Source organism: Pantoea rwandensis (assembly GCF_000759475.1).
Classification (GTDB): Bacteria; Pseudomonadota; Gammaproteobacteria; order Enterobacterales; family Enterobacteriaceae; genus Pantoea; species Pantoea rwandensis_B.
In genome coordinates, this window is sequence record NZ_CP009454.1 from 1,957,951 (window position 1) to 1,970,254 (window position 12,304).

At 53.9% G+C, this 12,304-nt stretch carries 10 protein-coding genes; 3 read left to right on the forward strand and 7 right to left on the reverse strand.

The genetic code is table 11. From position 1 onward, the window contains the following. Positions 1-28: 28 nt before the first annotated feature. Entirely contained in the window at positions 29-313 is a 285-nt protein-coding gene (gene rplY / locus LH22_RS08950; RefSeq protein ID WP_034824983.1) for a 50S ribosomal protein L25, read from the reverse strand. Between the two features lie 128 nt (positions 314-441). Then, a complete protein-coding gene (locus LH22_RS08955) occupies positions 442-2,196 on the reverse strand; it encodes a DEAD/DEAH box helicase (protein WP_038645807.1) in 1,755 nt (584 codons plus the stop codon). Positions 2,197-2,365: 169 nt separating this feature from the next. On the opposite strand from LH22_RS08955, the gene rsuA reads away from it, so the two are divergent. The 3 genes from rsuA to LH22_RS08970 all read left to right on the forward strand — a co-directional run bounded on the left by rsuA (position 2,366) and on the right by LH22_RS08970 (position 5,031). Then, positions 2,366-3,127, forward strand: coding sequence for a 16S rRNA pseudouridine(516) synthase RsuA (rsuA, locus tag LH22_RS08960; RefSeq protein ID WP_052059379.1), 762 nt, complete (start codon positions 2,366-2,368; stop codon positions 3,125-3,127). Next, complete coding sequence (locus LH22_RS08965; RefSeq protein WP_038645809.1) at positions 3,100-4,290, forward strand: Bcr/CflA family multidrug efflux MFS transporter; 1,191 nt, start codon at positions 3,100-3,102, stop codon at positions 4,288-4,290. The genes rsuA and LH22_RS08965 overlap by 28 nt, the downstream gene beginning before the upstream one ends. Positions 4,291-4,704: 414 nt before the next feature. Then, positions 4,705-5,031, forward strand: coding sequence for a hypothetical protein (locus tag LH22_RS08970; RefSeq protein ID WP_034824977.1), 327 nt, complete (start codon positions 4,705-4,707; stop codon positions 5,029-5,031). Here the strand turns inward: LH22_RS08970 and yejF are convergent. The 5 genes from yejF to LH22_RS08995 form a co-directional block, all read right to left on the reverse strand. After that, positions 5,028-6,614: a microcin C ABC transporter ATP-binding protein YejF gene (gene yejF, locus LH22_RS08975; protein ID WP_038645811.1), complete on the reverse strand. Its 1,587-nt coding sequence runs from the start codon at positions 6,612-6,614 to the stop codon at positions 5,028-5,030. The genes LH22_RS08970 and yejF overlap by 4 nt on opposite strands. Continuing rightward, on the reverse strand, positions 6,611-7,636 hold the full coding sequence (locus LH22_RS08980; RefSeq protein ID WP_038645813.1) for an ABC transporter permease: 1,026 nt from the start codon (positions 7,634-7,636) through the stop codon (positions 6,611-6,613). Before LH22_RS08980 ends, yejF begins: the two co-directional genes overlap by 4 nt. Further along, positions 7,636-8,727, reverse strand: a complete 1,092-nt coding sequence (locus tag LH22_RS08985) for a microcin C ABC transporter permease YejB (protein ID WP_038645815.1) — start codon at positions 8,725-8,727, stop codon at positions 7,636-7,638. Before LH22_RS08985 ends, LH22_RS08980 begins: the two co-directional genes overlap by 1 nt. Positions 8,728-8,737: 10 nt before the next feature. Beyond that, positions 8,738-10,546: an extracellular solute-binding protein gene (locus tag LH22_RS08990; RefSeq protein WP_038645817.1), complete on the reverse strand. Its 1,809-nt coding sequence runs from the start codon at positions 10,544-10,546 to the stop codon at positions 8,738-8,740. Between the two features lie 65 nt (positions 10,547-10,611). Next, positions 10,612-12,177: a cyclic di-GMP phosphodiesterase gene (locus tag LH22_RS08995; RefSeq protein ID WP_038645819.1), complete on the reverse strand. Its 1,566-nt coding sequence runs from the start codon at positions 12,175-12,177 to the stop codon at positions 10,612-10,614. Positions 12,178-12,304: the final 127 nt, after the last annotated feature.

Here is a 12,304-nt window from a genome sequence, read left to right on the forward strand (position 1 = left end):
CGGCGTTCTCTTTTCAACTCGTTGGCGATTAAGCGCGAACGAAGTCGATGTGGTGCAGTTTTGGCTTGAACGGATGACGCTGTACCGCCTGAGCTTTAACTTTAACTTCTTTACCATCAACAACGATGGTCAGCACGTCGGTGTAGAACTCAGGCTTAGCCTGCAGGTTCATTACAACGTCGTGGTCCAGTTCGATAGCAACTGGCGCTTCGTTTCCGCCATAGATGATGGCTGGGAATTTATTTGCTACACGCAGACGGCGGCTCGCACCCTTACCCTGCTCTTTACGTACTTCAGCGTTGAAAGTGGTCATTTGATTTCTCTTCAATCATTTCTGCTACAGGCGACCCAGCAACAGACGGTTATTCATATGCTTTTACGGATGCAAAAGCGGGCGGCATTATAGCCGCAATAGAAGACGCGGGCAAATGATTCCGTCGCTTAACGCAGCTCATTCGCGCGCCGATAACGTCCCTGATAATCGAACATCTTCTCGCGAATTTGCCAGAAATGACCTTTCGCGCGTGCCACCACAAAATCGGGATGGCGCAGCAGTGGCTGCAAAGCGATAACATCCGCAGCCGTTTGCCAACCGAGTTCCACGCCGGGTGCGCGCTGGTGTGGGCGCATAAACAGCTGCTCAAAGGCTTTACGTTGTGCAGGCGTTTGCAGACGGAAACGTTCACTGACGCTGGTGCCATCTTCATCAAAGTAGGTCGCTTTTAACCATTCCCCTTTCTCGTCACGTCCTTGTTCCAGCGTCATACCGCCGCAGCGCAGCACGCGTGCATCTTTAAGTTTTAGCGCGGCTTTCAACATATCATCCGGGTCGACCATAATACGATCGCACTGATGGCAGCGGCGAGCCGCAATATCGTTTTCTGCACCGCAGTCGGGACAACTTTTAAAGCGGAAGCGATAGTCACACTGTTCACGATTGCCCTCATCATCCTCCATCACGCCCTGACAGCGACGACCAAAATGTTCAATGATGTGGCCGTCTTCGGTGGTTTTTCCCCAGAAGGTATTGGCGAAACCACAGGCGGGGCAGAACACCTGCACCGGCTGGTTGTCACTGGCGCCCTTTGGCGTGCCGACTTCCGGTGTAAAGAGATCGTGCGGATTGCCGGCGTAATCGAGGATCAGGCAATCGGTTTTGCCCGGTGACAAACGCAGGCCGCGCCCGACGATTTGCTGATACAGGCTGACAGATTCAGTAGGGCGCAGAATGGCGATGAGATCGACGTGTGGCGCATCAAAGCCGGTGGTCAGCACCGCGACGTTCACTAAAAACTTTAACTGCTGCGCTTTAAATTCGCTGATCAAACGGTCGCGTTCTTTCACCACGGTTTCCGCAGATACCAACGCGCTGTTCTCGGGCATCAGAGATAAAATTTCACGCGCATGTTCTACCGTGGCGGCGAACACCATCACACCACGGCGATCTTCCGCGAACTCCACGATCTGTCTGATGATGTGCGGCGTCACGCGATTCTGCTGCTTCAATTCGCGATTGAGATCGGCTTCGCTGAATAAGCCGTTGTTTTGCGGGATCAGGCGGCTGAAATCGTACTGTACTACCGGCATATCCAGCCGTTCGGGCGGCACAAGGAAACCGTGCTTGATCATGTAGCGCAGCGGCAATTCATAAATACAGTCACGGAATAACGCGTGCTGATCGCCGCGCACCATGCCGTGATAGTGAAACTGATAAATCCAGCCTTTACCGAGGCGGAAAGGGGTGGCGGTCAACCCAAGCAGCCGCAGCTGCGGATTGTGCTGTCGCAGATGGGCGAACAGCTGTTGATACTGGCTCTCTTCGTTGTCGCTGATGCGGTGACACTCATCAACGATCACCAGGGAGAAGGCACTGTCGAAGCGATCCAGATTGCGCGCCACCGACTGCACGCTGCCAAAAACCACTTTGCTTTCGCTCTGTTTGCGCTGCAAACCGGCGGCAAAAATATCGGCCTCCAGACCATACGCCTGATATTTACTGTGATTCTGCTCGACCAGCTCTTTCACATGCGCCAACACCAGCACGCGGCCTCTGGCAATCCGCGCCAGTTCAGCGATCACCAGACTTTTACCGGCACCCGTCGGCAACACGATCACGGCGGGCGCATCGTGGCGGCGAAAATGCTGGAGCGTGGCGTCAACCGCCTCTTGCTGGTATGGGCGCAGGGTGAAGGACATCAGGGCAAACTTTTTTCTTCAAACGGACACGCATTATGCCATGAAAACAGCTGAAACGCAGGCGCGGTACTGTTAGCAGGCGAAGGATCAAGCTATACTGCCCACACTTTTTTAACGGTTTAAAAACACCGTTTCAATTCCCTCCGTAGTAACAGGCAAAAGCGAATTCATGCGACTCGAAAAATTCATATCTCAGCAGCTGGAAGTCAGCCGTGCTATCGCCGGCCGCGAAATCCGCGCCAGGAAAGTCACTATTAACGGCGAAGTGGTGCGCGATGCGGGCTACAAAGTGTTGCCAGACGACGAAATCGAATACGACGGCAATCCACTGGTGGTGCAAACCGGTCCTCGCTACTTCATGCTGAATAAACCGCAGGGCTATGTCTGCTCCACTGACGATCCCGATCATCCTACCGTGTTGTTCTTCATGGAAGAACCCGCTGCCTTTAAGCTGCATGCGGCAGGGCGTCTGGATATCGATACCACCGGTCTGGTTCTGCTGACGGACGATGGTCAATGGTCACACCGTATAACCTCTCCGCGCCATCACCTCGAAAAAACCTATCTGGTTGAGGTCGAAGAGCCGATTGACCCTGCGTTGGTGGAGAAGTTTGCGGCGGGGATTCAACTGCACAATGAGAAAGAGCTGACCAAACCGGCGGTGCTGGAGATCCTGGATGAAAAGGCCGCGCGATTAACCATCACGGAAGGCCGCTATCATCAGGTCAAACGCATGTTTGCCGCGATGGGAAACCATGTCTCTGCGCTGCATCGCGAAAGCATTGGTGAGATTGTGCTGGATGACGATCTGGCTGAAGGTGAATACCGTGAACTCACGGAAGAAGAGGTCGACAGCATCGGCCTGCCAGAAGAGTTGAAAAACGCAAATAGCGGGAGAGAGCGGTGCGTAAGGAAAAGAATTCACCGGTAGGTTTAGTCGTGATTCTGGGATTGCTGGCGATGCTGATGCCGCTCTCCATTGATATGTATTTGCCGGCTATGCCGCAAATTGCTCGCGAATTTGCCGTTTCGGCAGGCAGCGTGCAGATGACGCTTAACCTTTACATCCTGGGGTTTGCTATCGGGCAGTTGGTGTATGGCCCGCTGGCGGACAGCTACGGACGTAAACCGGTGATTGTGCTGGGCACGCTAATCTTTGCCTGCGCCGCAGCGGCATGCGCCTTATCACAGTCCATTGATCAACTGATCTTTATGCGCTTCCTGCACGGTTTGTCGGCGGCAGCGGCCAGCGTGGTGATTAATGCGCTGATGAGAGACAGTTACTCGAAAGAGGATTTCTCGCGCATGATGTCGTTTGTCATGCTGGTCACCACCATTGCGCCGTTACTGGCACCGATTATCGGCGGTTGGCTGTTGCTGCTGTGGAACTGGCACGCGATATTCTGGACGCTGGCCGTGGCCGCATTGATCACCACTGTGCTGGTGGTGACACAGATCCGTGAAACGCTGAAGCCTGAACAGCGGCAGCGATTCCATCTGCGTACCACAATCAGTAACTTTGTGGCGCTGGTGCGCCACAAACGTGCGTTCAGTTATATGCTGGCAAGCGGCTTCTCATTTGCGGGGCTGTTTACCTTCCTCAACGCCGGGCCATTTGTTTACATCGAAGTCAATCACGTTTCACCGCAAAACTTTGGTTACTACTTTGGCCTTAACGTGGTGTTCCTGTTTGTCATGACGCTGATTAACAGTCGTGCGGTACGCCGCTTTGGGCCGCTGGCGATGTTCCGTATCGGGCTGATTATTCAGTTCGCAATGGGTATCTGGCTGCTGATTGCCAGTGCGCTGGATTTGGGTTTCCTGTCGCTGGTGTTTGGCGTAGCGATGTTTATTGGCTGCGTCTCGACGGTCTCTTCGAACGCGATGGCGGTGATTCTCGATGAGTTTCCGCATATGGCAGGCACCGCATCGTCGCTGGCCGGAACCTTACGCTTTGGCGTGGGGGCGCTGGTGGGCGCATTGCTGTCACTGGTGAGTATTAACAGCGCCTGGCCGATGGTGGCGACCATTGCCCTGTGCGCAACCGTCTCCATTGTGTTGTTTAGCTACGCCGCACGTCCACGCCACACGTAATTCTGCACATCCCTCTGACGGCGCGGTTTATCGCGGAGTTCGCTGAGCTTTAGAGCAAATGACTTCGTGGTTAAAACCGCGCCGCAATCACATTCCCACTTGCTGCAAGCGTTCTATTCCTCAGCCCCACTCGCGAATCCCCACATATTCGTTATGCTTAATGTTTCCATAATGTGAAAATTAAGGGGTAAAAAAGTAACGACATTGCGTCTAAAATGATTGTTAACTGCCGCCGAACAAGGTACACATAGGCATAAATGCGAGAAAGCTCGCAAATAATAACTTTGCTACATGCTTTGTGTTTAAAACGAGAAGGCAAACCTTGACGTCCGTATTCTGAGTTTACCAGGTAGGGATTCACTGCGTAATCGCCGTCGTCGTGAATAAGCGTTAACGTCTCTGGGGACTGTAACTATGCTGCAACTTTCGGTTATGCATCGCTTACCGCAACATTATCGCTGGTCAGCCGATCATGTTGGTGAAATTGAGCGTCAGGAAGCGGTAAATGGTGTGCACGATGAAGATCTCGTCGCATTGCGTCTGTTAAGCCACGATGGGCATCCCGCACTGGAAATTTTGCACCAGCTGCAAGAGACGCTGGCGCAGATTCAGGTCGAATGCAAAATTGCGCTGTGCGAAGGGCAACCCTGTTTACTGATTCAGCGCGGTGATGAAAGCACGACCAATTGTTGCCTGAAAAATCAGGGCGTTGCCATCGCAGAAACCTTTGAAGGTCATTAAGTTAACGATTCACCCTGCGCGGAGGCCAAAAGCTGACGCGTATAATCGCTGGCTGGTGCGTTAAACAACGCTTCGCATTCTCCCTGTTCCACCACTTCACCCTGGCGTAGCACAATCAGCTGATGGCAGAGTGCGCGCACCACCTGCAAATCATGGCTAATAAACAGATACGCTAACTGGTGCTCCTGCTGTAAACGGCGCAGCAGGGTGAGAATTTGCTTCTGCACTGAGCGATCCAGCGAAGAGGTCGGTTCATCCAGCACGATTAATTGCGGCTCCAGAATCAGCGCCCTGGCAATGGCGATACGCTGGCGCTGTCCACCGGAAAACTCGGCGGGATAGCGTGAACGGCTTTCTGCATCCAGTCCTACTTCCTGCATCACGGCAATCACTTTCGCTTCCTGCTCGGCAGCACTTAATTCAGGACGATGCACTGCCAGTCCTTCCGCAATCACCTGCTGTACCGTCATACGTGGATTGAGTGATGAGTTGGGATCCTGAAACACCACCTGAATATGCGGACGCAGCGGCAAAAGCTGTTTACGCGATAGGCTATGCAGCGGCTGACCGTCAAACCAAATCTCACCGCGCGCGGCAATCAAACGCAGCAGTGCCAATCCAGTGGTGCTTTTACCTGAACCGGATTCCCCCACCAACCCAAGGCTCTCACCCCGGCGCAGTGTGAAGTTGAGATCGCTGAGTACGGTTTTTTCCGCCACGCTGCGCTTGAACAATCCGCGTTTAATCGGAAAGCCCACGTGCAGGTTTTTGACCTGCAGCAGCGGTTGGGTATCGATAAGCGGTACCGGTTGGCCATCCGGCTCTGCGGCGATTAATTCACGTGTATAGGGATGCTGTGGCTGGCTGATCAGCGGCTTGCAAAGATTGTGCTCCACTTCCCGGCCATTGCGCATCACCGTTACGCGATGCGCCAGCTGGCGGACGATATTGAGGTTGTGGGTAATGAACAGCATGCCCATATTCAGTTCACGCTGCAGTTCACGCAGCAAGCGCAGAATCTGTGCCTGAACCGTGACATCCAGCGCGGTGGTGGGCTCATCGGCAATCAGCAGTTTTGGTTGTGTCAGTAACGCCATGGCAATCATCACGCGCTGACGCTCTCCGCCGGAAAGCTGATGCGGGAAATCGCCGAGGCGTGATGCTGCATTGCGGATGCCAACGCGATCGAGACAGCTGAGAATTTCGCCGCGCGCCGCTTCTTTGCGCATCCCACGATGCAGAGACAGCACTTCATACAGCTGCTTTTCAACGTTATGCAGCGGGTTGAGCGACACCATCGGTTCCTGGAAAATCATCGCCATCTGGTTGCCACGCAGGCCGCGCATTTCACGCTCACTGGCCTGCAAGATATTTTGGCCATTGAACAGGATCTCACCTTGCGGATAGGTCACAGGCGGTTGCGGCAGCAGGCGCATAATGGAGAGCGCGGTGACACTTTTGCCTGAACCGGATTCACCGACCAGCGCCAGAGTTTCACCTGCCTCAATCTGCAGAGAGATATCTTCCACCACGCGGCGCTGATTGAAGGCCACGGCGAGATGATTGACGCTTAACAGGCTCATTTCACCCCCCGGCTTGGATCAAAGGCATCACGTACCGCTTCACCGATAAAGATCAACAGCGAGAGTAGCAGCGCGAGGGCGAAGAAGCCGGAAAGTCCCAGCCACGGCGCCTGTAAGTTGTTCTTGCCCTGCAACAGCAGTTCACCCAGAGAAGGAGATCCCACCGGCAAGCCGAAGCCAAGGAAATCCAGTGAGGTCAGGGTGGTAATCGAACCGCATAAAATAAAGGGCAGGAAGGTCAGCGTGGCCACCATGGCGTTCGGCAGCATGTGACGCAGCATAATGCGCCCGTCACTCACGCCGAGCGCGCGCGCCGCACGCACATAATCAAAGTTACGCGTGCGCAGAAACTCGGCTCGCACGACGCTCACCAGGCTCATCCAGCCAAACACCACGGTGACCAGCAATAGCCACCAGAAGCCGGGTTGAATCACACTGGAGAGCAGAATCAATAAAAACAGCGACGGCATACCGGACCACACTTCAATCAGACGCTGGCCAACCAGATCGACACGGCCGCCAAAATAGCCCTGCACGGCACCGATCACGATGCCGATCACGCTGGAGAACAGCGTCAGCAAGATGCCGAACAGCAGCGAGATGCGTGTGCCGTATAGCAAACGCGCCAGCACATCACCACCATTGGCGTCAGTACCCAGCCAGTTCTGCTTCGAGGGCGGAGAAGGGAAGGGCACATCGGTGGCGAAATTGATGGTGCTGTCACTGAAACGAATAGGTGCCCACAGCGCCCAGCCCTGCTGATCGATCCGCTGTTTTAGCCAGGGGTCCTGGTAATCGGCCGGGGTAGCAAAGTCGCCGCCAAAATCACTCTCGCTGTAATTGAACAGCAGCGGCATGTACCAGCGCTGCTGGTAGTGCACCAGCAGTGGCTTGTCATTGGCCAGTAACTCCGCACCGAGTGAAAGCACAAAGATAAGCAAAAAAATCCACAGCGACCAAAAACCACGGCGGTTATGGCGAAAGCGTTGCCAGCGCTGCTGGTTGATAAGCGATAAACCCATTAGCGCCCCTCAAAATCGATGCGCGGATCGACCAGCGTATAGGTCAGATCGCTGAGAATATTCATCAGCAAGCCAATCAGCGTGAAAATATAGAGCGTGCCAAACATCACCGGATAGTCGCGCTGAATGGTGGCATCGTAACCCAGCAAGCCGAGTCCGTTGAGGGAGAACATCACCTCAATTAAGACCGAACTGGTAAAGAACATGCTGATAAAGGTGGCAGGGAAACCGGCGATCACCAGCAGCATGGCGTTGCGAAACACGTGGCCATACAAAATACGTTTTTCATCCAGTCCTTTGGCGCGTGCCGTCACCACGTATTGTTTGCGGATCTCATCGAGGAATGAGTTTTTGGTCAACATGGTGAGGGTGGCAAACCCGCCAATGACGGTGGCCAGCACCGGTAGCGTGATGTGCCAGAGATAATCGCCTATCTTGCTGTACCACGGCAGCGTATCAAACTGCGGCGAGGTGAGACCGCGCAGCGGGAACCAGTCGAAATAGCTGCCACCGGCAAACAACACAATCAGCATGATGCCGAACAGAAATGCCGGGATGGAGTATCCAATGATGATAAAGGTACTGCTCCAGATATCGAAAGCGCTGCCATTGCGCACCGCCTTTTTAATCCCTAACGGAATCGAGACCAGATAAATGATCAACGTACTCCACAAGCCCAGGCTGATGGAAACCGGCAAGCTCTCTTTGATGAGCTGAAGCACCGAGGCGCTGCGGAACAGGCTGTCGCCAAAATCAAAACGGATATAGTTCCACAGCATTTCGCCATAGCGCTGCAGCAGCGGTTTATCAAAGCCGTAGCGGTGTTTGATCTCTGCAATCACCTCAGGATCAAGGCCACGCGCGCCGCGATATTGGCTGTCGCCCGGATTATCATGCGCCAGCGCACCGCGCCCGCCGACATCTCCAGCACTGCCCGAGGAAAAACCGGAGCTATGGCCAAATTGCGCATTCGCCAGCGCCTGATCCACCGGTCCACCGGGCGCAATCTGCACGATAAAAAAGTTCAGGGTGATGATCGCCCACAGCGTGGGAATAATCAGCAGCAACCTGCGCAGGAAATAGGGACCCAAACCGCTCTCCTCAGCGTCTATCAGCCGGCAATTGTGCGGCTTTGTTCACGTCATACCACCAGTTCTCTAACCCGGTTGCGTATGCGGGTTTGATTTCAGGGCGGGAAAATTTATCCCAGTATGCCAGCCTCTGTTCGGCGTTGTACCACATCGGGATCATATAGGCATTCCATAACAGGATACGATCCAGCGCCTGACCCAGCGGCAACAGCGCTTTTTCATCTCCCTGATGGTCGACGATCTCCTGCACGAAGTGGTCCACGATGGGATCTTTCACCCGAGGGGTGTTCCAGGAGGAATCAATGTATGGCGATTGCCAAATGGTGCGCAGGCTGGTGGAAGGCGAGGGCATCGCGTAGTAAAGCGAGGGGATCATATCGTAATCGCCTTCACGCAAACGGCGCAGATACTGCGAGCTATCAATTTGCCGCAACGCTACCTGAATCCCCAGACGCTGCAGGCTGTGCTGGAACGGCAGCGCCCAGTCGTTCTGCGTACCGCTACGCATCAGCAGTTCAAAGCGGAAGGGCTGCCCGGTTTTATCGTTCACCAGCTGCTGATTCTTAATCTGCCAGCCCGCTTCTTTCAGCAGCGTCATGGCTTTTAGCAGATTACCGCGATCGAAGCCGCTACCCTCTGAACGCGGCGGTGCGTATTCGTTGTTGAACACTTCAGCAGGCAACTGCGCTTTGTATGGTGCCAGCAGAATGAGCTGGTCGGCTTTCGGGTAGCCTTTGGCAGCGTAAGCCGTGTTCTGGAAATAGCTGTCAGTGCGTTTGTAGGCCCCGTAAAACAGCGCCTTGTTCATCCACTCGAAATCAAATGCCAGCGTCAGCGCCTCACGCACTCTACGGTCTGCAAACAGGGGTTTTTCATTGTTAAAGGCCAGCCAGCGAGTATCGGTAGAGACGGTATTTGGCGTGGTCGATTTCACGATGGCGTGGCTATCAAAGTTGCGCCCACGGTATTGTGTGGCCCACTTCTTCGCCGATCCCTCTTCGCGCAGATCGGACGCACCGGCTTTGAAGGCCTCGAAGGCGACGTTATCGTCAAGGTAGTAATCGTAGCGCAGCGTATCGAAGTTGAAGCGTCCCCGATTAACCGGCAGATTTGCCGCCCAGTAATTTTTCACCCGACTGTATTGAATGAACTGGCCTGGCTTATAAGACGTGACGCGATAGGGGCCGCTGGAGAGCGGAGGATAACCGATAGGCTCATTAAATTTTTTATTCTGCCAGAAGGCTTGCGGCAAAACCGGCAGCGTTAACCAGCTCAGGATCATGTCCTTGTCTGGTTTCGGCATGTCGATGCGGACGGTGAGATTGTTGAGCGCTTTCACTTCAACACCACGAAACGCCACGCGAAATTGTGGCACCCCTTCGGTCATAAATTTCTGGAAGGTGAAGGCCACATCTTTCGCGGTTATCGGGCTGCCATCCTGGAAGCGCGCATGGGGATTGATGGACACTTCCATCCAGTGATAGTCGGATGGATAGCGGGCGGATTCAGCAATCAAGGGATAGTAGCTGCCAGGCTCATCATCGGAGGTGGTGAACAGCCCGTCATACAGCGTATCGGTGCCGACGCCAGGATTACCGCGTGAAGCAAAGCGATTGAAGTTATCGTAAGTGCCCACCACCGCGATGGTCATCTTGCCGCCTTTAGGCGCAGCGGGATTCGCGTAATCGTAATGGGTGAAATTCACCACATACTTCGGTTCGCCCAGCTTGGCAAAGGCATAACTCTCATTGATGGTTTCCGCATGCAGTGGCGCGATGGCGCTAAAAACCAACAACGCGGTGACAAGACGCAGCAGCATAAGTGGGGCGCTCTCCTTAAATAATCCGCACTGAATGGTAGCAGTTTCGTGACGATAGCGTGACGTTAACCGAGCGCTGCCTGACGTTGGTAATAACTGATCAGGTTTTCCGGACGCAGCGGGCGACTGAATAAATATCCCTGCAGATGCGTCACCCCACGGTTCACCAGCCACGCAGCCTGGTCGCCGGTTTCAACGCCTTCTGCAACGGTTTTGAGATTGAGCTTCTTGGCCAGTAGCAATACCGCGTCCAGCACCGGTGAGGTCACCGTTTCGGTACCAATACTCTGTACAAAGCCGCGATCAATTTTGAGGTAATCAAACGGATAGCGTTCAAGATAGATCAATGCGCTGTGGCCAGTGCCGAAGTCATCGATGGCGATTTTAATATCCTGCTCATGCAGCCAGGCAAAAATCTCGCCAGCATTTCTTTCGCCCACCATGGTGCGTTCGGTGATTTCGAAAACATAGTTGAAGTGGTCTTTTGGCATGTCGGCAATCCACTCCTGCACATGCTGACGAAAACTTTCTGATGCAAGATGCAGTGGGGAAAGGTTCAGACTCATACGCGTGCCGCGCGGCAGTTGCTGGCAGAGGAACTTCGCATCGCGCGCCACCAGCTTAAACAAATGCTGAGTCAAGGGAATAATCAGATTTTGCGCTTCAGCGTTGCTAATAAAGGCATCGGGGGGAATCATTCCCTCGGTGGGATGTGTCCAGCGCAGTAGTGCTTCAACGCCGTACGGTTGCCCATCGTGAGCGGTGACCAGGGGCTGATACTCAACATGAAACTGACCACGTTTAATGCCCTGCATAATCTCTTTGCCAGGACGCTGATACAGCGTCAGCAGCAGCCAACTGGCCGCACTCATAAACAGGGCTGAGAGGAGGCCGGTCAGCAGGATCAGATGATAATCGCGTTGCGCCAGTGTCGTACCGTACAGCACGAAGCGCATGTCATTATCTTTAAAACTCATTTCTTTCAAGGCTGGTGGTAAATCGTGGATGTTCACCACTTGATTCTTGCCACTCAGCAGGGCTTTATCGCCAATCACCAACGCCATACCGGTGATTTCGGGATGATAAGAAGCCAGCAGCTGATAAGGCGTCAGGCTGATATTCATGGTGGCGAGAATACCGGTCTCAGCTGAGCCTGGATTCTTCATCCACAACGCCAGCGCCGGTTTGGTCGGCAACAGGGGCGTGCCTTCCAGTAAGCGTAAATCGCGATCGCGCTCCAGCTCCGATTGTGGCGAAATATCATTCGCAGGCAGCAGAAAGGCGCCGGTGGCGGACGAACAATAGGCATTACTGTTACGTACCAGCAAAATCGCGCGGATATTGCCGGCAAAGGCGGCACGTGAAGTGAGTTCGCGGCTTACGCTACTGCATTCAAGTTGGGTGTATTGTTGCAATGGATAAAGGGTATCCACCAGGGTCGACATCACCTGTTGAAGATCGTCGCGGCTATGGATCAGCAACTGTTCATGTTGTTGTACTCGTTTTTGCCAGGTTAGCGTCAGCAGTACGATGACAAACAACAGAAAGAACACACCGCCGATGATCGCACTACTCCAGGCGATACGGCGCGAATAAGTTGCATGACGTTTTAACGTCCCCGACAGTGGCATGGAGTGCATTCCCCTTTATGGCGCCATTATTATTATGTAAATCGTGCACTACTGCTCGCTGGTGTCTGGCGTGAAATATTGCATCAGGGTGGGTTTTTTTAGCCGCCGGAGACACAACAATTTGCTG

Coding starts and splice junctions, on each gene's coding strand:
- LH22_RS08955 (WP_038645807.1), bottom strand. CDS start 2,196: ATGTCCTTCACCCTGCGCCCATACCAGCAAGAGGCGGTTGACGCCACG.
- LH22_RS08980 (WP_038645813.1), bottom strand. CDS start 7,636: ATGGGTTTATCGCTTATCAACCAGCAGCGCTGGCAACGCTTTCGCCAT.
- yejF (WP_038645811.1), bottom strand. CDS start 6,614: ATGAGCCTGTTAAGCGTCAATCATCTCGCCGTGGCCTTCAATCAGCGC.
- rplY (WP_034824983.1), bottom strand. CDS start 313: ATGACCACTTTCAACGCTGAAGTACGTAAAGAGCAGGGTAAGGGTGCG.
- rsuA (WP_052059379.1), top strand. CDS start 2,366: ATGCGACTCGAAAAATTCATATCTCAGCAGCTGGAAGTCAGCCGTGCT.
- LH22_RS08970 (WP_034824977.1), top strand. CDS start 4,705: ATGCTGCAACTTTCGGTTATGCATCGCTTACCGCAACATTATCGCTGG.
- LH22_RS08990 (WP_038645817.1), bottom strand. CDS start 10,546: ATGCTGCTGCGTCTTGTCACCGCGTTGTTGGTTTTTAGCGCCATCGCG.
- LH22_RS08995 (WP_038645819.1), bottom strand. CDS start 12,177: ATGCCACTGTCGGGGACGTTAAAACGTCATGCAACTTATTCGCGCCGT.